The organism is Streptomyces sannanensis, assembly GCF_039536205.1.
In the GTDB taxonomy this organism is placed as follows: Bacteria; Actinomycetota; Actinomycetes; order Streptomycetales; family Streptomycetaceae; genus Streptomyces; species Streptomyces sannanensis.
Map to the genome: position 1 here is coordinate 4,981,165 of NZ_BAAAYL010000001.1, position 21,120 is coordinate 5,002,284.

Annotated in this window: 25 protein-coding genes; 18 read left to right on the plus strand and 7 right to left on the minus strand. The window is 70.3% G+C overall.

Annotated elements, in window-relative coordinates:
- Positions 1-195: 195 nt before the first annotated feature.
- Together ABD858_RS23385 and ABD858_RS23390 are read left to right on the plus strand one after the other, a co-directional pair.
- Positions 196-423: an SCO5555 family protein gene (locus ABD858_RS23385; RefSeq protein WP_345040832.1), complete on the plus strand. Its 228-nt coding sequence runs from the start codon at positions 196-198 to the stop codon at positions 421-423.
- A 129-nt stretch (positions 424-552) separates the two neighbouring features.
- Entirely contained in the window at positions 553-1,161 is a 609-nt protein-coding gene (locus ABD858_RS23390) for an HU family DNA-binding protein (RefSeq protein ID WP_345040835.1), read from the plus strand.
- Between the two features lie 137 nt (positions 1,162-1,298).
- Here the strand turns inward: ABD858_RS23390 and ABD858_RS23395 are convergent, their stop codons facing one another.
- Together ABD858_RS23395 and cofC are read right to left on the minus strand one after the other, a co-directional pair.
- Positions 1,299-1,502 carry a hypothetical protein gene (locus tag ABD858_RS23395; RefSeq protein ID WP_345040837.1) on the minus strand — a complete coding sequence of 68 codons (204 nt, stop codon included), beginning with the start codon at positions 1,500-1,502 and terminating at the stop codon, positions 1,299-1,301.
- Between the two features lie 57 nt (positions 1,503-1,559).
- Positions 1,560-2,312 (minus strand): 2-phospho-L-lactate guanylyltransferase, encoded by a 753-nt coding sequence (gene cofC, locus ABD858_RS23400; RefSeq protein WP_345040840.1) that lies wholly within the window; start codon positions 2,310-2,312, stop codon positions 1,560-1,562.
- 116 nt (positions 2,313-2,428) lie between these two features.
- On the opposite strand from cofC, the gene ABD858_RS23405 reads away from it, so the two are divergent.
- Genes ABD858_RS23405 through ABD858_RS23415 form a run of 3 tightly spaced genes read left to right on the plus strand, consistent with a single transcriptional unit; the run spans position 2,429 to position 5,362 of the window.
- Positions 2,429-3,181 carry a lysophospholipid acyltransferase family protein gene (locus ABD858_RS23405; protein ID WP_345040842.1) on the plus strand — a complete coding sequence of 251 codons (753 nt, stop codon included), beginning with the start codon at positions 2,429-2,431 and terminating at the stop codon, positions 3,179-3,181.
- A complete protein-coding gene (locus ABD858_RS23410) occupies positions 3,178-4,179 on the plus strand; it encodes an NAD(P)H-dependent glycerol-3-phosphate dehydrogenase (protein ID WP_345040844.1) in 1,002 nt (333 codons plus the stop codon). Before ABD858_RS23405 ends, ABD858_RS23410 begins: the two co-directional genes overlap by 4 nt.
- 25 nt (positions 4,180-4,204) lie before the next feature.
- Positions 4,205-5,362, plus strand: coding sequence for a D-alanine--D-alanine ligase family protein (locus tag ABD858_RS23415; protein WP_345040847.1), 1,158 nt, complete (start codon positions 4,205-4,207; stop codon positions 5,360-5,362).
- A gap of 676 nt (positions 5,363-6,038) precedes the next feature.
- Here ABD858_RS23415 and ABD858_RS23420 read toward each other — a convergent pair.
- Together ABD858_RS23420 and ABD858_RS23425 are read right to left on the minus strand one after the other, a co-directional pair.
- Complete coding sequence (locus ABD858_RS23420) at positions 6,039-6,533, minus strand: DUF3515 domain-containing protein (protein ID WP_345040849.1); 495 nt, start codon at positions 6,531-6,533, stop codon at positions 6,039-6,041.
- Between the two features lie 20 nt (positions 6,534-6,553).
- Positions 6,554-6,787, minus strand: a complete 234-nt coding sequence (locus ABD858_RS23425) for an Lrp/AsnC family transcriptional regulator (protein ID WP_345040852.1) — start codon at positions 6,785-6,787, stop codon at positions 6,554-6,556.
- Positions 6,788-7,026: 239 nt separating this feature from the next.
- On the opposite strand from ABD858_RS23425, the gene ABD858_RS23430 reads away from it, so the two are divergent.
- On the plus strand, positions 7,027-7,998 hold the full coding sequence (locus tag ABD858_RS23430; RefSeq protein WP_345040854.1) for a thiamine-phosphate kinase: 972 nt from the start codon (positions 7,027-7,029) through the stop codon (positions 7,996-7,998).
- Complete coding sequence (gene thiD, locus ABD858_RS23435) at positions 7,995-8,792, plus strand: bifunctional hydroxymethylpyrimidine kinase/phosphomethylpyrimidine kinase (RefSeq protein ID WP_345040856.1); 798 nt, start codon at positions 7,995-7,997, stop codon at positions 8,790-8,792. Before ABD858_RS23430 ends, thiD begins: the two co-directional genes overlap by 4 nt.
- A gap of 179 nt (positions 8,793-8,971) precedes the next feature.
- Here the strand turns inward: thiD and rpmB are convergent, their stop codons facing one another.
- Entirely contained in the window at positions 8,972-9,157 is a 186-nt protein-coding gene (gene rpmB / locus ABD858_RS23440; protein WP_003957616.1) for a 50S ribosomal protein L28, read from the minus strand.
- A gap of 249 nt (positions 9,158-9,406) precedes the next feature.
- On the opposite strand from rpmB, the gene ABD858_RS23445 reads away from it, so the two are divergent.
- From ABD858_RS23445 to mutM, 9 genes are all read left to right on the plus strand, one after another.
- Positions 9,407-11,005, plus strand: coding sequence for a DAK2 domain-containing protein (locus ABD858_RS23445; protein WP_345040859.1), 1,599 nt, complete (start codon positions 9,407-9,409; stop codon positions 11,003-11,005).
- A gap of 144 nt (positions 11,006-11,149) precedes the next feature.
- Positions 11,150-13,339 carry an ATP-dependent DNA helicase RecG gene (recG, locus tag ABD858_RS23450; protein WP_345040861.1) on the plus strand — a complete coding sequence of 730 codons (2,190 nt, stop codon included), beginning with the start codon at positions 11,150-11,152 and terminating at the stop codon, positions 13,337-13,339.
- Positions 13,340-13,366: 27 nt separating this feature from the next.
- The gene (gene rsmD, locus ABD858_RS23455; protein WP_345044797.1) at positions 13,367-13,963 is read left to right on the plus strand and encodes a 16S rRNA (guanine(966)-N(2))-methyltransferase RsmD; all 597 of its coding nucleotides are present in this window, start codon (positions 13,367-13,369) and stop codon (positions 13,961-13,963) included.
- Between the two features lie 26 nt (positions 13,964-13,989).
- On the plus strand, positions 13,990-14,469 hold the full coding sequence (gene coaD, locus ABD858_RS23460) for a pantetheine-phosphate adenylyltransferase (RefSeq protein WP_345044799.1): 480 nt from the start codon (positions 13,990-13,992) through the stop codon (positions 14,467-14,469).
- Between the two features lie 60 nt (positions 14,470-14,529).
- Positions 14,530-15,540 (plus strand): DivIVA domain-containing protein, encoded by a 1,011-nt coding sequence (locus tag ABD858_RS23465; protein WP_345040863.1) that lies wholly within the window; start codon positions 14,530-14,532, stop codon positions 15,538-15,540.
- A gap of 373 nt (positions 15,541-15,913) precedes the next feature.
- A complete protein-coding gene (locus tag ABD858_RS23470; RefSeq protein WP_425586343.1) occupies positions 15,914-16,573 on the plus strand; it encodes a YceD family protein in 660 nt (219 codons plus the stop codon).
- Between the two features lie 2 nt (positions 16,574-16,575).
- The gene (gene rpmF, locus ABD858_RS23475) at positions 16,576-16,749 is read left to right on the plus strand and encodes a 50S ribosomal protein L32 (RefSeq protein ID WP_345040866.1); all 174 of its coding nucleotides are present in this window, start codon (positions 16,576-16,578) and stop codon (positions 16,747-16,749) included.
- Positions 16,750-16,768: 19 nt separating this feature from the next.
- Complete coding sequence (gene rnc, locus ABD858_RS23480; protein ID WP_345040868.1) at positions 16,769-17,539, plus strand: ribonuclease III; 771 nt, start codon at positions 16,769-16,771, stop codon at positions 17,537-17,539.
- A 123-nt stretch (positions 17,540-17,662) separates the two neighbouring features.
- The gene (gene mutM, locus ABD858_RS23485; RefSeq protein ID WP_345040870.1) at positions 17,663-18,523 is read left to right on the plus strand and encodes a bifunctional DNA-formamidopyrimidine glycosylase/DNA-(apurinic or apyrimidinic site) lyase; all 861 of its coding nucleotides are present in this window, start codon (positions 17,663-17,665) and stop codon (positions 18,521-18,523) included.
- Here mutM and ABD858_RS23490 read toward each other — a convergent pair.
- Positions 18,496-18,888, minus strand: a complete 393-nt coding sequence (locus ABD858_RS23490; RefSeq protein ID WP_345040872.1) for a winged helix-turn-helix transcriptional regulator — start codon at positions 18,886-18,888, stop codon at positions 18,496-18,498. The two genes, mutM and ABD858_RS23490, sit on opposite strands and share 28 nt — an antisense overlap.
- A 108-nt stretch (positions 18,889-18,996) precedes the next feature.
- Here ABD858_RS23490 and ABD858_RS23495 point away from each other — a divergent pair, with 108 nt between their 5' ends.
- Complete coding sequence (locus ABD858_RS23495; protein ID WP_345040874.1) at positions 18,997-19,587, plus strand: flavodoxin family protein; 591 nt, start codon at positions 18,997-18,999, stop codon at positions 19,585-19,587.
- A gap of 69 nt (positions 19,588-19,656) precedes the next feature.
- Here the strand turns inward: ABD858_RS23495 and ABD858_RS23500 are convergent, their stop codons facing one another.
- The gene (locus ABD858_RS23500) at positions 19,657-20,520 is read right to left on the minus strand and encodes a CAP domain-containing protein (RefSeq protein ID WP_425586238.1); all 864 of its coding nucleotides are present in this window, start codon (positions 20,518-20,520) and stop codon (positions 19,657-19,659) included.
- A gap of 132 nt (positions 20,521-20,652) precedes the next feature.
- On the opposite strand from ABD858_RS23500, the gene ABD858_RS23505 reads away from it, so the two are divergent.
- Positions 20,653-20,934, plus strand: coding sequence for an acylphosphatase (locus ABD858_RS23505; RefSeq protein WP_345040878.1), 282 nt, complete (start codon positions 20,653-20,655; stop codon positions 20,932-20,934).
- Positions 20,935-21,120 lie beyond the last annotated feature (186 nt).

Below are 21,120 nucleotides of genomic sequence, written 5' to 3' on the forward strand. Positions count from 1 at the left end.
CGCCCCCTGCCTTCCGAGGCCGGGGGCGCGGCCCTTTTCGCGTCGGGGCGGCGGCGAACTATCCTGGTGCGTATCAGAGATGGCTAAAAATGATCTTGCGCTGAACGATGTCCGTCAGATGCCGGAGAGACCGCCGCAGGCCGTCAGTTGCCCCCGCCGGAGGCGACAACTCGCCCCAGATGGCACAATCGGCGCATGGAACCCGACAACCAACTCGCGCTCTATGAGGTGGTGGCGGACCGACTGAAGGAAGCACACGCAAGGGTGCGTGCACTGCAAGTCCCGGAGGGCGTACGGATGACGCTGTCCAGGAAGCTGCTGGTCATAACGGCTGCGGCAAAACACGATCTTGCCGACGCCGCAAGGCGTCTGGACCTGTTGATGAAGGACCTCGACGAGGGCCGATTCCCTGAAGGTGACTGAGACCCCGGGAAGCCGACTGCGGCACTAGGGTGATTAGCCCGTTTCGTGTTTGATTTGCGGTATATATCTGCCTAACGTGCGAAAAAGCTTGAACACTTTCGTTCCGGCAATGTCTCCGAAGGGGAAGACGTGAACAAGGCGCAGCTCGTAGAAGCGATTGCCGACAAGCTCGGCGGCCGCCAGCAGGCCGCGGATGCTGTCGACGCGGTACTCGACGCGATCGTTCGTGCAACCGTCGCGGGCGACCGCGTTTCGGTCACCGGTTTCGGCTCGTTCGAGAAGGTCGACCGCCCGGCCCGGTACGCACGCAACCCGCAGACTGGCGAGCGCGTGCGGGTCAAGAAGACCTCGGTGCCGCGCTTCCGTGCCGGCCAGGGTTTCAAGGACCTGGTGAGCGGCACGAAGAAGCTCCCCAAGATGGGCGAGGTCTCCGTCAAGAAGGCCCCCAAGGGCAGCCTCCAGTTGGCGGCGAAGAAGGCCGCCGCGAAGAAGGCCGCCGCGAAGAAGGCCGCTCCCGCGAAGAGGGCCGCTGCGAAGAAGGCAGCCCCCGCGAAGAAGGTGACGGCTGCCGCGAAGAAGGCCGCTGTGAAGAAGACCACCGCCACCGCGGCGAAGAAGGCCACCGCCGCGGCCGCGAAGAAGGCGCCGGCCAAGAAGGCCGTCGCGAAGAAGGCGCCGGCCAAGAAGGTCACGGCCCGCAAGACCACCGCCAAGAAGGCCACCAGCAGGGCGAAGTAAGCCGGGCACGTGGTGAAGTAAGCGGTGAAGTAAGAGGTGAAGTAAGAGGCACCTGGCCCATGGGCCACTCACGCGCCGGGCCGGACTCCCTGTGGGGGAGCCCGGCCCGCGGTGTTTCTCCGTCCGGTTCGGACGTCTCAGAACGTCTGCAGCGTCACCAGCGTGATGCGCCGCGCGTCCCCCTCGCCGGTGACTTCGATCCGCACCCGCTGGCCCGGCCTGAGCAGCCGGAGCCCGCCGGCGTCGAACGCCGTGGCGTCGAAGGGCACCGGGGTGCCGTCGTCGAGCAGCACACTGCCGCTCCGGGTCTCGGGGTCGTACGTGTACGCGGTGGCCTGCATGTCCGGAAGCCTAGTGCCCCTCCCGGCAACGTTTGCCCGGTCGCGACGCTCCCCCGGCTAACGCTGGGGGAGCCGCGAGCTTCCCGGCAAACCTTTCCGGCCACAGCGCTGGACGGCCGCGCACCGCTCGGTGGTGTGCGGTCCCAGGCCCAGGGCGAACGCGGCCCGCAGATCGTCCCCGGTGTCCACGTCCTGGCGCACCGAATCGACGTCTTCGAGCAGTATTTCCGCAGCTCCCGATGTCAAATGCCGGTCCCTGGAGGGACCGCCGAAAGCCGGGCGCAATTCCTCGCCGGGAGAGGCGGTCAGTAATGTCGTGCCGATTCCCGTGGCATCCCGGAGAAATGCGCGACGAAATAGCGAAGCCGTCGCGAGCACCCGGTTCAATTCCTCCGGCCGCAGTGCCGGAAGATCCGCGTTCAGTGCCGCGACCGGCGCCTGCGGCCGCCGCAGCCTGATCCGGCGCGCCCCGTGCGCCAAGGCGGCGTTGAGACCCCCGCCGGACCCCTCCGGCACGATCCGCGCACCCAGGGAGGCCAGTGCCGCGGCCGCCCGTCCGTCGTCCGTGACGACTGCCACATCGCGGACCGCGGGACAGGCCAGTGCGGCGGCCACGGTGTCCTGTGCGAAGGCGAGGGCCAACTGCGGGCGCAACGCGTCTCCCGCGAAGGAAGCGAGTCTGCTCTTGGCCACTGCCAAGGGTTTCAGCGGCACGATCAGGGACCAGGCGTCGGCTCTGCCGGTCGTTCCGTCGGTGTCCGTGGCGAGCCCCCTCCGTCCATGCGTCCCGCCGGTGTGGTTCGCACCCATTGTCGCCTGCCCGGGGCGGCGCCGCAGGGGCCGGGGCGTACGGTGTTCTCGACAGACCAGGGGCCCGGGGCGACACTTGACCCCGCAGAGCCAATGTCCGGAAGAAAGGTGTCCGAGTGTCCCGCCGCAAAATCGGCTTCTGGTACCGCCTTGCGGCGGTCATCGCAAAACCGCCGCTGGTGGTTCTGTTCAAGCGGGACTGGCGGGGAATGGAACACATTCCGGTCGAGGGCGGATTCATCACCGCGGTGAATCACAACTCGTATCTGGACCCGCTGTCCTACGCGCACTACCAGTACAACACCGGACGCATGCCGCGGTTCCTGGCCAAGGTCGCCCTCTTCAACGACGGTTTCGTGGGCAAGGTCATGCGCGGCACCGGTCAGATCCCCGTCTACCGCGAGACCACCGACGCGATGGACGCCTTCCGCGCCGCCGTCGCCGCCATCGAGCGGGGCGAGTGCGTTGCCTTCTATCCGGAGGGCACCCTCACCCGCGACCCGGACATGTGGCCGATGTCGGCCAAGACGGGTGCCGCCCGTGTGGCGCTGACCACACGATGCCCGGTGATCCCCGTCGCGCAGTGGGGTGCCAACCTCGCGATGCCGCCGTACGCCAAGGAGAAGAAGTTCCGGTTCTTCCCCCGCAAGACCCTCCAGGTGCTCGCGGGACCGCCGGTGGACCTGTCCCTCTTCTACGACAAGGAGCCGACCCCCGAGGTCCTGAAGGAGGCCACCGAGACCATCATGGCCGCCATCACGGGCCTCCTGGAGGAGCTCCGGGGTGAACCGGCCCCGGCCGAGCCGTGGGACCCGCGCAAGGCCCGCCTGGAGCAGCGCCGCAAGGCCGCGGGGGAGGGCGCCAAGTGACTCGCGTAGCCGTCTTCGGGACCGGCTCCTGGGGCACCGCGTTCGGCATGGTGCTCGCCGACGCGGGCTGCGAGGTGACCCTGTGGGGCCGCCGCCCCGAGCTCGCCGAAGCCATCAACACCACCCGCACCAATCCCGACTACCTGCCGGGCATCGAGCTGCCCGTCGCGGTACGGGCCACCACCGACCCGGCGGAGGCCGCCCGGGACGCCGAATTCACCGTGCTCGCCGTCCCCTCGCAGACCCTGCGGGGCAATCTCACGGCCTGGGCGCCCCTGCTGCCCGAGGACACCGTGCTCGTCTCGCTCATGAAGGGCGTCGAACTCGGCACCACCAAGCGGATGAGCGAGGTCATCGAGGAGGTCGCCAAGGCACCCGCGGAGAGGGTCGCCGTGGTGACCGGACCCAACCTCGCCAAGGAGATCGCCGGCCGTATGCCCGCGGCCGCCGTGGTCGCCTGCGCCGACGAGTCGGTGGCCCAGCGGCTCCAGGCCGCCTGCCACACCCCGTACTTCCGCCCGTACACCAACACCGACGTGGTCGGCTGCGAACTCGGCGGCGCGGTGAAGAACGTCATCGGTCTCGCCGTCGGCATCGCGGACGGCATGGGCCTCGGCGACAACACCAAGGCCTCGCTGATGACCCGGGGTCTGGCGGAGACGACTCGGCTCGGCCTCGCGATGGGCGCGGACGCGCACACCTTCGCGGGTCTGGCGGGTATGGGCGACCTCATCGCCACCTGCTCCTCGCCGTTGTCGCGCAACCACACCTTCGGCACCAACCTCGGGCGCGGCATGACGCTCGAGGAGACCATCGCGGCCACCAAACAGACCGCGGAAGGCGTCAAGTCCTGTCTGTCCGTGCTGGATCTGGCCCGGCGGCACGATGTCGACATGCCCATCACCGAGACCGTCGTCTCGATCGTCCACGAGGGCAAGCCGCCGCTCGTCGCGGTCAAGGAGCTGATGTCCCGCAGCGCCAAGCCGGAGCGTCACTGAGGGCGCGAGGTAGTCTCTTCGCGTTATGAGCAGCGAGAACCTCCCCCAGAGCCCGGAGCAGCAGCTCCGCAAGCCGCGTGTGGCCGTTGTGTTCGGCGGCCGCAGCTCCGAGCACGGCATCTCCGTGGTCACCGCCGGCGCCGTCCTGCGCGCCATCGACCGTACGAAGTACGACGTACTGCCGATCGGCATCACGCGGGACGGCCGCTGGGCGCTCACCGCCGACGAGCCGGACCGGATGGCCATCACCGACCGCAAGGTCCCGGACGTCGAGCAGCTGGCCGAGTCCGCGGAGGGCACGGTCGTACTGTCCGTCGACCCGGGCAGCCGCGAGGTCGCCTACAGCGAGCCCGGCGCGGTGCCCAAGGCGCTCGGCGATGTCGACGTCGTCTTCCCCGTGCTGCACGGCCCGTACGGCGAGGACGGCACCCTCCAGGGGCTGCTGGAGCTGGCCGGCGTCCCGTACGTGGGCTCCGGTGTGCTCGCCTCGGCGATCGGCATGGACAAGGAGTACATGAAGCGGGTCTTCATCTCCTACGGCCTGCCCATCGGCCCGTACGAGGTGGTCCGCCCCCGTGAGTGGGAGCATGACCCGTCCGCCGTCCGCAAGCGGATCGTGGATTTCGCGGGCGAGCACGGCTGGCCGCTGTTCATCAAGCCCGCCCGGGCCGGTTCCTCCATGGGTATCTCCAAGGTCGACGATCTCTCCGGACTCGACGAGGCGATCGAGGAAGCCCGCCGCCACGACCCCAAGATCCTGGTCGAGTCGCTGCTGCGCGGACGTGAGATCGAGTGCGGGGTGCTGGAGTTGGAGGACGGTCCGCGCGCCAGCGCGCCCGCCGAGATCCCGCCGGTCAGCGACCACGACTTCTACGACTTCGAGGCGAAGTACATCGACTCGGCGTCCGGGATCGTGCCCGCTCCGCTCAGCGGGGAGCAGACGGCGGAGGTCCAGCACCTCGCGGTGAAGGCCTTCGAGGCCGCGTCCTGCGAGGGCCTGGTCCGCGCGGACTTCTTCCTCACCGAGGACGGCGAGTTCGTGATCAACGAGATCAACACCATGCCGGGCTTCACGCCGATCTCCATGTACCCGCGGATGTGGCAGGAGAGCGGTGTGAGCTACCCGGAGCTGGTGGACCGCCTGATCCAGGCGGCACTGCGCCGTTCGACGGGGCTGCGCTAGGGGTTGCCCCAGGGGCTCCGCCCCTGGACCCCGCTCCTCAATCGCCGGAGAGGCTTGAAAGTGCCGTCCCCCGTGAGGTGGCGTCCCCCGGCCCTTGTGCGCCGTTCCCCGCGGGGTGAGCCCGGATGTCCGTCCTCAATCGCCGGACGGGATTGGGGTGGTTGTGGTTGTCGCCGCGTGCCGCTCCGGGGGCGCTGTCCGGGCCGGGCATGATTTACGCCGCGCTGACGTAGTTGGAAGAGTTGGCGTGGCCTTCGCGCGGCACACATCGCGTTTTACGGCCCGGCCAGCACCCCTGCGCGGCACCCTCCAAAACCCGCGGGCCGGTGGGCCCGCCTGGTTGTGGGCCCACCCGGTTTGTGGGCCCGGCCGGTGGCGGGGCCGCTGGTTTGTGGGCAGTCGTTCCGTGGGGCGATGGGGGTCCCCCCGCTCGAGCGAAGCCGAGAGCTCGGGGGAGAAGCCGAGAGCTCGGGGGAGGGTGGGCACAAACCGGTCCACCGGGCCCGCACCCGAACCGTCCGCACGGAGGGCGGCTGTGGCCCGGTGGGGGCCGGGGGCTTGGGCCCGATGCGTCCAGCGGGGCGGGCGTCGCCTCTGCTACGAGGGTCTTCGGCCGCCGTGCGATCGCACGCACCGGACGCCGCTCCTTGCCGGGCAATCGTTGCCGGTCGCGGCACTAGTAGGACGCGATGCCCTCCGGGATCGCCTTCTTCACGGGCTCGGCCAGGTCCGTCAGCGGCCCGAGATCCGCCCCGTGCTCCCGATCGGCCACGACCTCCACGTACGCCTTGCGCAGCGTCGTGGTGGCGCGCCAGCCACCGTCTGCAAGCCGCTCCACCGCCCAGTCGACGCCGTTCACGTTCCCGCCGTCCGTCAGTTCGCTCAGCCGCTCCGGCCGGGGGATCCCGCATCGCAGTACGATCGCAGGATCATCGCCCCACCCGGCAGTCAGCACCGACTCCGGTCTGGGATCATTCCGGTCGAGCCCGCCCACCGTGTCCGGCAGTTTCCCGTCCAGGGAACGGCACAGCGCGGCGGTCTCACCGGGCGGCTCGGGAACCGTCAACCGGGCCGTCGTATTCGTGGCGGAGCAGCCCGTGGCGGTCAGCAGGAGGGCCGCGGCGGGCACGAGAGCGGGCAAGATGTTCGGCCGGTGGCGGAGGATAGTCACCGGCCCAGCGTAGACGGGGGCTACAGATGCACCACCGGGCAGGTCAAGGTGCGGGTGATGCCGTCCACTTGCTGGACCTTGGCGACCACCATGCGGCCCAGGTCGTCTACCGTGTCGGCCTGCGCGCGCACGATCACGTCGTACGGACCCGTCACGTCCTCGGCCTGGATCACCCCCGGGATCTTCCCGATGGTCTCGGCGACGAGCGACGCCTTGCCCACCTCGGTCTGGATGAGGATGTACGCCTGTACCACGGAACCTCCAGGGCGGCCACGAGGATCATGTGGGGAGAAGGGACGCCACGGTACCGCGTCGCCGTGCGCCGAGGGGAGACCCTTTCGCCACCTAGGGCGGGGATACCCCGTGCGGCCGGTGGCGCACACGGCGCGGCGTACGGAGAACAGAAGTTGACGTATGTGTTGACGGTACCTACAGCGGTGACCGCTCGCTACCCGGAGCTACCGGGGCACACCGCGGAAGAAGGGGAACGGCGATGAAGGGCACTGTGGGCGAGTTGGGCGAGTTCGGGCTCATCAGAGAGCTCACCTCCCGGCTCACCTCCACCCCGGCGGTACGGCTCGGGCCAGGGGACGACGCGGCGGTGGTGGCCGCGCCCGACCGCCGGGTCGTGGCGAGCACGGACGTCCTGCTGGAGGGGCGGCACTTCCGCCGCGACTGGTCCACGGCGTACGACGTGGGTCGCAAGGCCGCCGCGCAGAACCTCGCCGACATCGCGGCCATGGGCGCCGTGCCCACCGCGCTGCTGCTCGGTCTGGTCGTGCCCGCCGAACTCCCCGCGACCTGGCCGACCGAGCTGATGGACGGCCTGCGCGACGAAAGCCAGGTCGCCGGTGCCGCCGTGGTCGGCGGCGATGTCGTACGCGGCGACACCATCACCATCGCCATCACCGCACTCGGCGATCTGTGCAACCACGAGCCCGTGACCCGGGCCGGCGCCCAGGTGGGCGACGTCGTCGCCTACACCGGCTGGCTGGGCTGGTCCGCCGCCGGCTACGCCGTGCTGTCCCGCGGCTTCCGCTCGCCCCGCGCGTTCGTCGAGGCGCACCGGCGCCCCGAACCGCCGTACCACGCGGGCCCCGCGGCGGCCGGGCTCGGCGCCACCTCCATGTGCGACGTCAGCGACGGACTCATCGCCGACCTCGGGCACATCGCCGAGGCGAGCAAGGTGCGTATCGACATCCGCTCGGGCGCCATCGACATCCCCAGCCAGATGAACGACATCGGCCAGGCCGTCGGCGTCGACCCGCTGCAGTGGGTACTGACCGGGGGAGAGGACCACGCGATCGTGGCGACCTTCCCGCCGGACGTGAAGCTCCCGGCCCGCTGGAAGGTGATCGGCAGCGTGCTCAACGCGTCCGCGCTGCCGCAGGTGACCGTCGACGGGGCGCCGTGGACCAGCAAGGGCGGCTGGGACCACTTCGGCGGCCACATGGACGACGCGTGACCTCCGCCCCGCCCCGTGTGCTGACCGTCGCCGGATCCGACTCCGGCGGCGGCGCCGGCATCCAGGCCGACCTGAAGACCATGCTGGCGCTCGGAGTGCACGGCATGAGCGTCATCACCGCCGTGACCGCGCAGAACTCCCTGGGCGTCCAGGGCGCCTGGGAACTCCCCGCGGAGGCGGTACGCGCCCAGTACCGGGCCGTCGTCGACGACATCGGCGTCCAGGCGGTCAAGACGGGCATGCTGGCGTCGGCGGAACTGGTCCGGACGGTCGCCGGACTGCTCGCCGGCACCGACGCGCCGGTCGTGGTGGATCCGGTGGGTGTCTCCAAGCACGGGGACGCGCTGCTGGCCGAGTCCGCGCTGGATTCCGTACGGACGCGACTGCTGCCGTGCGCCACCGTGGCCACTCCGAACCTGGACGAGGTCGCCCAGTTGACGGGTGTCGTGGCGGAGGACGAGGACGGAATGCGGCGGGGGGCCGCCGCGGTGCTGGAGTACGGGCCGCGGTGGGTGCTCGTCAAGGGCGGCCATCTGCCCGGTGACGCGGCCGTCGACCTGCTGACGGACGGCACCGAGGAGCGCTGGCTGCGCGCCCCCCGGCTCGCCAACCGGCACACCCATGGCACCGGCTGCACGCTGGCTTCGGCGATCGCGTCGGGGCTGGCCAAGGGGCACGACGTGCCGACAGCCGTGGCCACGGCCAAGAAGTACGTCACCGGCGCGATCACGGCGGGCTTCCCGCTCGGCTCCGGCATCGGCCCGGTCGACCACGGCAGGCGTTTCCGCCCCTGAGACACGCCTCTGGGACACGCCTCTGGGACACGCCTCTGGGACATGCCTCTGAGACACGCCCCCTGAGAAAGGCGAAAAGCCGGTCCACCGAGGTGGACCGGCTTCCAAGGCAACCGCAGGGGCTGCGCTACGACAGAAGCGTCGGCGCGGTCTTCCCCGCGGGCGCGGGGCCTACCGTATTAGCGCGAGACCTTGCCGGCCTTGATGCACGAGGTGCAGACGTTGAGCCGCTTCGGCGTCCGACCGACCACGGCACGCACGCGCTGGATGTTCGGGTTCCAGCGACGAGACGTACGGCGGTGCGAGTGCGAAATGTTGTTGCCGAAGCCCGGCCCCTTGCCGCAGACGTCGCAGTTGGCAGCCACGGGTCACTCCAAAGACTTCAGATGCACTTACAGTGAAAACCGGCGTTGCCGGAATCATTGACTGATGGTGGCGTTGCCGGGGAAACGCCCGATTTTCATCGGGCAACCGGAGCAGCATACAACGGCCGCTCCCGCAGAAGGAAATTACCATGTCCCTCGCGGCCGCCGCCCCGGAGCCCGTCTCCCGCCCGCCCCGCAGCGAGGTCTAACCTGCGGTGCGACAACCGCTCATGGGTTCAAGGAGGACAGGTGCCGCAGACCCTCGACGCCGTCGCGGTACGCACCTGGTGCTCGCTGGCCCTGACCGCCCTGGGCAGGGACCGCGAGGAGATCGACGCGATCAACGTCTATCCGGTCGCGGACGGGGACACCGGCACCAATCTGTATCTGACCGTGGAATCGGCCGCCCAGGCGGTCGAGGCGGTCTTCGCCGCCCATGACGCCGTCGCGGACGGCATCCCTCCACTCTCCGACGTCGTACAGGCCATGGCCCACGGCGCCCTCATCGGTGCCCGCGGCAACTCCGGGACGATCCTGGCCCAGCTGCTGCGCGGCATGGCGGAGGTCATGGTGGTCGGCGGCGGACCGGCCCATGCGTTGCGCCGGGCGGCCGAGTCCGCGCGCCGGGCGGTGGCCCATCCCGTGGAGGGCACCGTCCTCACGGTGGCGTCGGCGGCGGCGGACGCGGCTCACGCGGCCGACGGCGACTGCGCGGCCGTGGTGCGCGGGGCGTACGCGGCGGCCCGCACCGCACTCGACGCCACCCCCGGCCAGCTGGAAGTGCTCGGCCGCGCGGGTGTCGTGGACGCCGGCGGGCGCGGGCTGGTCACCGTGCTCGGCGCGCTGATGGAGGCGGTCACCGGAGACGCCCCGGCGGCGGTTGCCAAGAGCGCACCACCGCACCCGGCCGTGGACGTCTGCCATCCGGAAGCGGCCCACGCCGATGGCCCCGCCTACGAGGTGATCTACCTGCTGGAGGCGGACGACACGGCCGTCGACCGGCTGCGCGCCCGGCTCGACGGCCTCGGCGACTCGCTCGTCGTGGTCGGCGGGGACGGGCTGTGGAACGTCCATGTGCATGTCGACGACGCGGGCGCGGCGGTGGAGGCGGGCGTCGAGGCGGGCCGCCCGTACCGGATCCGGATCACCCACTTCGACGCCGCGCAGCCCCCTGCCCGCGAACAGGTCCAGCGCGCGGTCGTCGCGGTGGTCCCGGGCGAAGGGCTCGCCGGTCTGTGCGCCGAGGCGGGCGCGACCACGGTGCTCGCGCGACCCGGGGAGCCGCCCGCCAGCGGCGAACTCGTCGAGGCCATCCGGCGCGCCCATGCCCGCGAGGTCGTGCTGCTGCCGAACGACGCCGACCTGCGGCACACCGCGGCCGCCGCCGCGGAACAGGCCCGCACCGCGGGCGTCAGGGTCGCGCTCATCCCGACCCGCGCCGCGGTCCAGGGCATCGCCGCCCTCGCCGTCCACGAAGCGGACCGCCGCTTCGACGAGGACGTCGTCGCCATGACCGCGGCGGCCGGCGCCACGCGGTACGGCGAGGTGGCCGTCGCCGAGCGGGAGTCCTGGACCATGGCCGGCATCTGTCAGGCGGACGACGTCCTGGGCCTCATCGAGGGCGACGTCGCGGTGATCGGCGAGGACGTGACCGATGTCGCCGAAACCGTCCTGGACCGTATGCTCGCCGCCGGCGGCGAACTGGTCACCCTGGTGCTCGCCGCCGACGCCCCGCCGGGCCTGGCGGACCGTCTCGAAGCCCACGTCCGTGACGGCCACCTGGCGGTGGACACCGTCGTCTACCAGGGCGGTGACCAGTCCGCGCGTCTGCTGATCGGCGTGGAATAGGGGGCCCGTCACCGGGCCCCACCGTCCGGCCCACGGGTCTCGGGCGAGACGGGATCTTCAGGGCGTGATCCCAGGGCCGCGATGCCGGGTCCGACCAGCGGTTACGGGTGGCGTGTGCGACGGCTGTCAGTGCCGTGGTGTGCAATGGATGACGTGCCTGGGCTCGACGAACCACTCAAGAACGTCCTCGGCGGTACCACCGCGAAGGTGATGGCCGAGCATCTCGACCTGCACACGGTCGGCGATCTGCTGCACCACTACCCCCGCAGGTACGCCGAGCGCGGCGAGCTCACCCGGCTCTCCGACCTGCCGCTGGACGAGCATGTCACCGTCGTCGCCCAGGTCGAGGACGCGCGTGTGCACACGTTCAACGGAGCCAGGGGCAAGGGCCAGCGGCTCGAGGTCACCATCACCGACGGCAGCGGCCGACTGCAGCTGGTGTTCTTCGGCAGGGGCATCCACGCGCCCCAGAACGAGCTCCTGCCGGGAACACGTGCGATGTTCGCGGGCAAGGTGTCCGCCTTCCACCGCAAGCTCCAGCTGGCTCACCCGGCGTACGAGCTGCTGCGCGGCGACGGCGGAGCCGATGCCGTCGACGCCTGGGCGGGGGCGCTCATCCCGATCTACCCGGCCTGCAAGCAGCTGGAGTCCTGGAAGATCGCCAAGGCGGTCGACGCGGTCCTGCCCCGTGCCCAGGACGCGGTGGACCCGCTGCCGCCCGCCCTGCGCGAGGGCCGCGGCTTCGCCGCCCTCCCCGAGGCACTGGTCAAGATCCACCGCCCGGCGAACAAGGCGGACATCGCCATCGCCCGGGAACGCCTGAAGTGGGACGAGGCGTTCGTGCTCCAGGTGGCGCTGGCCCGCCGCCGGTACGCCGACACCCAGCTGCCCGCCGTGGCGCGCCGGCCCGTCCCCGGCGGGCTGCTGGACGCCTTTGACGCGAAGCTTCCCTTCACCCTCACCGAGGGCCAGCAGAAGGTCTCGAAGGAGATCTTCGCCGACCTGGCCACCGAACACCCCATGCACCGCCTCCTCCAGGGGGAGGTCGGTAGCGGAAAGACCATGGTCGCGCTGCGCGCGATGCTCGGCGTCGTCGACGCCGGCGGCCAGGCGGCGATGCTCGCGCCCACCGAGGTGCTGGCCCAGCAGCACCACCGGTCGGTCACCGAGATGATGGGCGACCTCGCCGAGGGCGGAATGCTGGGCGGTGCGGAGCAGGCGACCAAGGTCGTTCTGCTCACCGGTTCCATGGGCACGGCCGCCCGCCGGCAGGCGCTCCTCGACCTGGTCACCGGCGAGGCCGGCATCGTCATCGGCACCCACGCACTGATCGAGGACAAGGTGCAGTTCCACGACCTCGGCCTGGTCGTGGTCGACGAGCAGCACCGCTTCGGCGTCGAGCAGCGCGACGCCCTGCGCGGGAAGGGCAAGCAGCCTCCGCACCTGCTGGTCATGACGGCCACGCCCATTCCCCGTACGGTCGCGATGACGGTCTTCGGCGATCTGGAGACGTCGGTGCTGGACCAGCTCCCGGCCGGCCGCTCGCCCATCGCCAGCCATGTCGTACCGGCCAAGGACAAGCCGCACTTCCTGGCCCGCGCCTGGGAACGGGTGCGCGAGGAGGTCGAGGGCGGCCATCAGGCGTATGTGGTCTGTCCCCGGATCGGGGACGACGAGGACGAGCCCAGGAAGAAGTCCGCGGAGGACGAAGCCGAGAAGCGGCCGCCGCTCGCGGTCCTCGACATCGCCGCGCAGCTCACCAAGGGTCCCCTGAAGGGCCTGCGGGTCGAGATCCTGCACGGCAGGATGCAGCCGGACGACAAGGACGACGTGATGCGCCGCTTCGCCGCGGGCGAGGTGGACGTGCTCGTCGCGACGACGGTCATCGAGGTCGGCGTCAACGTCCCCAACGCCACCGCCATGGTGATCATGGACGCGGACCGGTTCGGTGTCTCGCAGCTTCACCAACTGCGCGGCCGGGTGGGCCGCGGCTCCGCGCCGGGTCTGTGTCTGCTGGTGACGGAGATGCCGGAGGCGTCCCCCGCCCGCGCCCGGCTGAACGCCGTAGCGGGCACCCTCGACGGCTTCGAGCTGTCCCGCATCGACCTGGAGCAGCGCCGTGAGGGCGATGTGCTCGGCCAGGCCCAGTCGGGCGTGAAGTCGTCCCTGCGGATGCTCGCGGTCATCGACGACGAGGAGGTGATCGCGGCCGCGCGTGAGGAGGCCGTGACGGTCGTGGCGGGCGATCCGGAGCTGGAGCGGCTGCCCGGGCTGCGGACCGCGCTGAACGCCCTGGTCGACAAGGAGCGCGAGCAGTATCTCGACAAGGGCTAACGTGGGAGTTCCGGATCGACACCCCTGATCGAAGGACATCGGATGACCCGCGTGATCGCCGGCCGGGCCGGCGGACGCCGCCTGGCCGTACCGCCCGGCAATGGCACCCGCCCCACCTCCGACCGGGCGCGCGAGGGCCTCTTCTCCACCTGGGAGGCGCTGCTCGGCTCGCTGGAGGGGGTCAGGATCGCCGACCTGTACGCCGGTTCCGGAGCCGTCGGTCTCGAGGCGCTCTCGCGTGGCGCCACGCACGCCCTGCTGGTGGAGGCGGACAGCCGCGCCGCCCGCACGGTACGGGAGAACGTACGCTCCCTGGCTCTGCCCGGAGCCGAGGTGCGCACCGGCCGGGCGGAGCAGATCGTCACGGGCCAGGCTCCCGCGGAGCCGTACGACGTGGTGTTCCTCGACCCTCCGTACGCCGTCACCGATGACGATCTTGGCGAGATTCTGCTCACACTCCGCCGTCAGGGCTGGCTCGCGGACGACGCGATCGTCACCGTGGAGCGCAGCACCAGGGGCGGTGAATTCCGGTGGCCGGAGGGCTTCGAAGCTCTGCGGGCCCGTCGCTACGGCGAGGGCACGCTTTGGTACGGTCGCGCCGCCACAAGCGAAGACGCGTCATGACCGGACCGGAGAGCGAGGGACTCAAGTTGCGCCGAGCCGTCTGTCCGGGGTCGTTCGACCCCATCACCAATGGACATCTCGACATCATCGCCCGCGCATCCAAGCTGTACGACGTCGTACATGTCGCGGTGATGATCAATCAGTCCAAGAAGGGCCTGTTCACCGTCGAGGAGCGGATCGAGCTGATCCGCGAGGTCACCGCCGACTACGGCAATGTCCAGGTCGAGTCCTTCCACGGCCTGCTCGTCGACTTCTGCAAGCAGCGCGACATCCCCGCCATCGTGAAGGGGCTGCGCGCGGTCAGCGACTTCGACTACGAGCTGCAGATGGCCCAGATGAACAACGGACTCACCGGCGTGGAGACCCTGTTCGTCCCCACGAACCCCACCTACAGCTTCCTCTCCTCCTCCCTCGTCAAGGAGGTCGCGGCCTGGGGCGGGGACGTTTCCCATCTGGTGCCGCCGGCCGTCCTGCGGGCGCTCACCGAACGCCTTCGCAAGCAGTGATCCGCTGACGGGTCGTCACCCGGTGTCGTGCCGGAGCCGACTGCCCGTACAGTCGTCCCCGTGGACGTACACAAGAAGCTCGACGACATCGTCGAGATGGTCGGCAGCGCCCGGTCCATGCCCATGTCGGCGTCGTGCGTGATCAACCGCGCCGAACTGCTCTCCCTGCTCGAAGAGATGCGTCAGGCACTGCCCGACTCCCTCGCTCAGGCCCAGGAGCTGATCGGCGGCCGGGAGCATGTGGTCGAGCAGGCCCGTCAGGAGGCCGAGCGCATCATCGAGGCGGCGCACGCCCAGCGCGGCTCACTGATCTCCGACACCGAGGTGGCCCGGCAGTCCCAGGAGGAGGCCGACCGCATCCTCGCCGAGGCCCGCCGGGAGGCCGAGGAGGTCCGCGCCGAGGCCGACGACTACGTCGACAGCAAGCTCGCCAACTTCGAGGTCGTCCTCACCAAGACCATCGGTTCGGTGGGCCGCGGCCGCGAGAAGCTCCTCGGCCGTGGACCCGGCGTCGACGAGCACGGCTACACCGACGAGGACGCCCCGGAGTACAGCGCGGACCCGCACACCCTGATCCAGCGCGCGGACGGGTACGTGGACGAGAAGCTGGGCGCCTTCGAGGCCGTGCTGTCCCAGACCCTGGAGGCCGTCGGCCGAGGCCGGCAGAAGCTGCACGGCCGGATCGCCACCGACGAGCTGGGCGAGCACATCGCGGCCCGGGACGCCGAGGGACACCAGCAGCCCATCAGCGACGCGGAGTACCTGGCCGGCCTGGCGGAGCTCGCCGAGCCCGCACCCTCCCCCAAGCTCTCGGCTTCGCTCGAGCAGGGGGGACCCCCATCGCAGGTCCCGGCGCAGCAGCAGTACGACCCGTACGCCTACCAGCAGCAGTACGCTCAGCAGGACCCGTACGCGTACACGTACGACCAGCAACAGCAGCAGTGGTACGCCCAGCAGCAGGCGTCCGAGCAGGTGCCACAGCCGGCTCGGCCGCAGCTCGACGAGACCAGCTTCTTCGACACCAGCATGATCAACCTCGATCAGCTGCGCGAATACGAGCAGGGTCGCTAGTGCGGTGACCGGAAAGGTTCACCGGCTCGCGACGTCCGGCACGGCACCTCTCCCCCGTAGCCCTTCGGGCACGGGAGGTGCCCCCAGCGTTGTCGCATCGCGCGAGTACGGCCTAGTACGAGCTGCGATGCTCCGCCTTGCGATGCACCGCACCTGGGGGCACCCGGGGGGCACCCCCAGAGGTAGCTGGGGGAGGTAGCTGAGGGAGGTGGCCGGGGGAGCCGCGAGCTTCCCGGCAAACCTTTCCGGTCACAGCCCTGGGGCCCGATTGGGTTCACGGGGGCGGGACCGGTATCCTGGCTGTTCGGTCGTGACTACGTCCGCGATCACGGCTGCCTGGAACGTTTCCGCGACAGGGTGGCCGATCCCCACGATCTCGAAAGCAGGAAGAGCCCTGAACGCCCGCCTCGACCACCGCAACCCCCTCGTGTTCGACACGCACGAGCTGGGTCGGCGTCCCGGTGCGCTCCAGCGGCTTTCCCGCTCGGTGGCGGCGCCCAAGGACTTCGGTATCCAGGACGTCATCGGCGTGCCCGAGGGCGCGCCCGTGGAACTCGAACTCCGCCTCGAGTCCGTCATGGAAGGGGTGCTCGTCACAGGCACCGCCCGTGCGACGGCCCGGGGGGAGTGCGTAAGGTGTCTGGAGCCGCTCGAGTTCGAGCTCGACGCGGACTTCCAGGAGATGTTCACGTACCCCGACACCGACGACCGGGGCCGCCCCAAGGCGGAGCCCGGCGACGATGCCGAGGAGGGCGAGGACATGCTCTTCCTCGAGGACGGCCTGTTCGACCTCGAGCCCGTGCTGCGTGATTCGGTGGTGCTCGCACTGCCGATGCAGCCGGTGTGCCGGGAGAAATGCCTCGGTCTGTGCCCCGACTGCGGGTTCAGGCTGGAGGACGACCCGGATCACCACCACGACGCCGTCGACATCCGTTGGGCGGCACTGCAGGGACTCGCCGAAACCATCCAGGGCGGCGAGAAGGACAACATGGGCGGCGCCGAAGCGGGCGTCGACGAGAAGCAGGAGAAGTAGCCGTGGCTGTTCCGAAGCGGAAGATGTCGCGCAGCAACACGCGCCACCGCCGGTCGCAGTGGAAGGCTGCGGTCCCCACCCTGGTGGCGTGCGAGCGCTGCCACGAGGCAAAGCTGCAGCACATTGCGTGCCCGAGCTGCGGCACCTACAACAAGCGCCAGGTCCTCGAGGTCTGAGCGGCTGGTGAGAGGCGCGATGTCTGAAAACACGGCCTCGTCCCAAACGCTTCTGGAAGGGCGGCTCGGCTACCAGGTCGAGTCCGCCCTTCTGGTGCGTGCGCTCACACACCGCTCGTACGCGTACGAGAACGGCGGTCTGCCCACCAACGAGCGCCTCGAGTTCCTCGGGGACTCCGTGCTCGGTCTCGTGGTCACGGACACGCTGTACCGCACCCACCCCGACCTGCCCGAGGGCCAGCTGGCCAAACTGCGGGCCGCGGTGGTCAATTCGCGTGCGCTGGCGGAGGTGGGCCGTGGGCTCGACCTTGGTGCCTTCATCCGGCTCGGCCGGGGTGAGGAAGGCACGGGCGGCCGGGACAAGGCATCCATCCTTGCCGACACCCTCGAAGCGGTGATCGGCGCGGTCTATCTCGACAAGGGTCTCGGGGCGGCCTCGGAGCTCGTCCACCGGCTCTTCGACCCCTTGATCGAGAAGTCCTCCAACCTCGGTGCGGGCCTGGACTGGAAGACCAGCCTCCAGGAACTCACCGCGAGCGAGGGTCTCGGCGTGCCCGAGTACCTGGTCACCGAGACCGGCCCGGACCACGAGAAGACCTTCACTGCTGCCGCTCGCGTCGGTGGTGTCTCGTACGGCACCGGCACCGGCCGCAGCAAGAAGGAAGCGGAGCAGCAGGCCGCGGAGTCCGCGTGGCGCGCGATTCGCGCGGCGGCGGACGAGCGCGCGAAGGCGGCGGCGACCGAAGGGGACGCCCCGTCCGCCGCGGCCGACGCACCGTCGGCGCCCTGACGCCCACTCCGGACCCCCTCCACGCCCACCCACCCCGGGCGTGGAGGGGGTTCCTTGCTGCCGGCAACCGGGCAGTACGCTGGCGGGGCCACCCCGATTCGCGACCCCCTCCGGAGGAGCCACGTGCCCGAGCTGCCCGAGGTCGAAGTCGTCCGGCGCGGACTGGAGCGCTGGGTGAGCGGGCGGACCGTCGCCGGGGTCGAGGTGCTCCACCCGCGGGCCGTGCGCCGGCACCTCGCCGGCGCCGGAGATTTCGCCGCCGGTCTCAAGGGGCACCGCATCGGCGCCGCCCGTCGGCGCGGCAAGTACCTGTGGCTGCCGCTGGAGGACACCTCCGCCTCCGTCCTGGGGCACCTCGGCATGAGCGGCCAGCTCCTTGTCCAGCCCGAGGACGCACCCGACGAGAAGCATCTCCGCGTCCGGATCCGATTCGACGACACCCTCGGCACCGAGCTCCGCTTCGTCGATCAGCGCACCTTCGGCGGGCTGTCCCTGCACCCGAACACCCCCGAGGGCGCCCCGGACGTCATCGCGCACATCGCGCTCGACCCGCTGGATCCCGCCTTCGACGAAGCGGCGTTCCACGCGGCGCTGCGCCTGCGCCGTACGACGATCAAGCGAGCCCTTCTGGACCAGTCCCTCGTCAGCGGGGTCGGCAACATCTACGCGGACGAGGCGCTCTGGCGCGCCAAGCTGCACTACGAGCGCCCCACGTCCACGCTGCCGCGCCCCCGTTCCGTCGAGCTGCTCGACCATGTGCGCGAGGTGATGAACGCGGCCCTGGTCGCCGGAGGCACCAGTTTCGACAGCCTCTACGTCAATGTGAACGGCGAGTCGGGCTACTTCGACCGGTCGCTGGACGCGTACGGCCGCGAGGACGAGCCGTGCCGCCGCTGCGGCACGGCGATACGCCGCCGCCCGTGGATGAACCGGTCCAGCTACTTCTGTCCGCGCTGTCAGCGCCCGCCGCGGCTCTCGTCGTAACGCCCCTGCGCCAGCAGGACCTCGTCCATCCGGTCCTCGAGGAGCTGGATCAGTGAAAGCAGCCGCTCGGCGACCTCCCGCCCCAGCGGGGTGAGTTCGTAGTCGACCCGGGGCGGATTGCCGGCCTGTGCCTCGCGGTGCACCAGGCCGTCGCGTTCCAGCGCGTGCAACGTCTGCGACAGCATCTTCTCGCTCACCCCGTCGACGCGCCGCCGCAGCTCGTTGAAGCGGAAGGTGCCGTCGTACAGCGCGGTGATCGTCAGGCTGCCCCATCGTCCGGTGACGTGCTCCAGCGCGCCCCGGGACGGGCAGTTCCTGGAGAACACGTCGTAGGCGAGGTCGTGGTCCCGCACGGTGCTGTCCATGGCGCCACGTTACTGGATCGCAGCGCTAACCCCCAGTTTGCGCTATCGAAAAGTTAGTGCTTCTCTTCTGTCAGTACCACAGAGATCGCGCTGACAAGGAGCTTTACCGTGACCACGCCTGTCGTCTCCATCGCCTACCACTCCGGCTTCGGCCACACCACCGTCGTCGCCGAAGCCGTCAAGGCGGGCGCCGAGGACGCCGGCGCCACGGTCCACCTGATCAAGGTCGACGAGATCACCGATGCCGAGTGGGAGCTGCTCGACGCGTCCGACGCGATCGTCTTCGGCTCGCCGACCTACATGGGCACGGCGTCCGGTGCCTTCCACCAGTTCGCCGAGGCGTCTTCCAAGCGCTGGTTCACCCGGGCCTGGCAGGACAAGCTGGCCGCCGGCTTCACCAACTCCTCCTCCAAGAGCGGTGACAAGCTGCACACCCTGCAGTTCTTCACGCTGCTTGCCGCCCAGCACGGCATGAACTGGGTCGGACTCAACCTGATGCCGGGCTGGAACGCCTCCACCGCCTCCGAGAACGACCTCAACCGTCTCGGCTTCTTCCTGGGCGCGGCTGCCCAGTCCAACAACGACGAGGGCCCGGAGGCCGTGCACAAGGCGGACATCGCCACCGCCGAGCACCTCGGCCGCCGGGTCGCCGAGACCGCCAGGGTCTTCGCCGCGGGCAAGGCCGCCGCGGCCGCGTGAGCGCATGACAAAGGCCCCCGGCACCGATGACGCGGTGCCGGGGGCCTTCCCGTGGGCGAGGCGTACGGCTCAGTAGCCGAAGTCCTGCGTCCACCAGGGGCCGCCGCTCCCGAAGTGCACGCCGACGCCCATCGTCGTGTACTGGCAGTTGAGTATGTTCGCGCGATGGCTCGGGCTGGTCATCCAGGCGTCCATCACCGCCCGGGCGTCGCCCTGGCCGCGGGCTATGTTCTCGCCGCCGAGGCCGCTCACGCCGGCCTGTTCGGCCCGGTCCCACGGGGTGTCGCCGTCCGGGTCGGTGTGGGCGAAGAATCCGCGCGCGGCCATGTCGTCACTGAACGACTCGGCCAGGCCGGCCAGCGAGGGGTCGGCCTTCACCGGGGTGCAGCCGACCCTGGCCCGCTCGAGGTTCACCAGCGAGACCACGGTGGCCGCTGCGGACTCCTCCGCGCTGGGGGGCTGCGGGGTGTCGGCCGTCTTCCTGGGCGCCTGCGGCGCGGGCGCGGCAGTACGTGGCGGGGCCGGCTTCTTGGAGGCGGCCGGCGGCGCCGCGGGCTCGGGCCGCTTCGACGGAGTGGCGGAGGGCTTGGCCTCGGAGGGGGAGGCGGAAGGTGAAGGCGGCGCGGCGGCCTTCGTGCCGGGCTTCTTGCCGCCGGCCGACGGGGCCGTGGTGGCGCTGGTGCCATGGTCGGCCGACTCGCCGGTGGAGCCGCCCTGTGACAGCAGGTTCGGTGCGCTTTCGGCGCGTATCTCGCCGGAGTCGCTGCTGTGGCTGCCGCTGCTCAGGGTGAAGCTGCTGCCGCCTCCGGGGAGGAACCCGGAGGCCATGGCCACGGCGCCCACCGCCACGGCCGCGGAGGCGCCGAGCAGTCCGGTGCGTACGGGCACGGACCGCTTCTTCCGCGGAGTGGCGGAGCGTCGGTGGCGTCCCATCTGCTGTGCCTTCCTGATCTTTGTCGCCAACGTGCCTCACCCGAATGAGTGAGGCCCATTGCGTGGGGACTGTACGCCATGACAGGAGGGGACGAAGTGTCCCTTGAGTAATTGCCCGGCTAGCGTGCAGGCATGAACGAAGATGTCCGGCTGATCGCCTGGGTGCGCGGCCGAGTACAAGGAGTGGGCTTCCGCTGGTTCACCAGGGCAAATGTTCTGGCAATCGGCGGCATCACCGGTTTCGCCTCGAATCTCGAGGACGGACGGGTGCAAGTGCTGGCCGAAGGCCCGCGTGAGAATTGCCACCGTTTGCTGGAATGGCTGTGCAATGGCGACACACCCGGGCGGGTCGACGGAGTGACTGAGATCTGGGCCACTCCACGCGGGGGGTATGAGGACTTCGAGATGCGCTGACGGACGTATGTACAAACGCTCGGGCCGGACAGTGTTCCGGCCGGGTGTTCGATGGAAATCCGCTGGTGGTTGCCAAGAAGGGCTTGTCGTGCAAGGCTGCGCCAGTAAGAATGATCTCTACGCCCCCAGGGCCCTGTGAGAGAGGTGGCGCCGCGCAGAACGTGGCCGCGCGCCCCGGGTTGCCCG

Excerpts from the sequence above, each read along its gene's own strand:
- ABD858_RS23385 (WP_345040832.1), top strand. The coding sequence starts at position 196 with ATGGAACCCGACAACCAACTCGCGCTCTATGAGGTGGTGGCGGACCGA.
- ABD858_RS23395 (WP_345040837.1), bottom strand. The coding sequence starts at position 1,502 with ATGCAGGCCACCGCGTACACGTACGACCCCGAGACCCGGAGCGGCAGT.
- cofC (WP_345040840.1), bottom strand. The coding sequence starts at position 2,312 with ATGGGTGCGAACCACACCGGCGGGACGCATGGACGGAGGGGGCTCGCC.
- ABD858_RS23415 (WP_345040847.1), top strand. The coding sequence starts at position 4,205 with ATGAGCAGCGAGAACCTCCCCCAGAGCCCGGAGCAGCAGCTCCGCAAG.
- ABD858_RS23430 (WP_345040854.1), top strand. The coding sequence starts at position 7,027 with ATGAAGGGCACTGTGGGCGAGTTGGGCGAGTTCGGGCTCATCAGAGAG.
- recG (WP_345040861.1), top strand. The coding sequence starts at position 11,150 with ATGGATGACGTGCCTGGGCTCGACGAACCACTCAAGAACGTCCTCGGC.
- rnc (WP_345040868.1), top strand. The coding sequence starts at position 16,769 with ATGTCTGAAAACACGGCCTCGTCCCAAACGCTTCTGGAAGGGCGGCTC.
- ABD858_RS23490 (WP_345040872.1), bottom strand. The coding sequence starts at position 18,888 with ATGGACAGCACCGTGCGGGACCACGACCTCGCCTACGACGTGTTCTCC.
- ABD858_RS23500 (WP_425586238.1), bottom strand. The coding sequence starts at position 20,520 with ATGGGACGCCACCGACGCTCCGCCACTCCGCGGAAGAAGCGGTCCGTG.
- ABD858_RS23505 (WP_345040878.1), top strand. The coding sequence starts at position 20,653 with ATGAACGAAGATGTCCGGCTGATCGCCTGGGTGCGCGGCCGAGTACAA.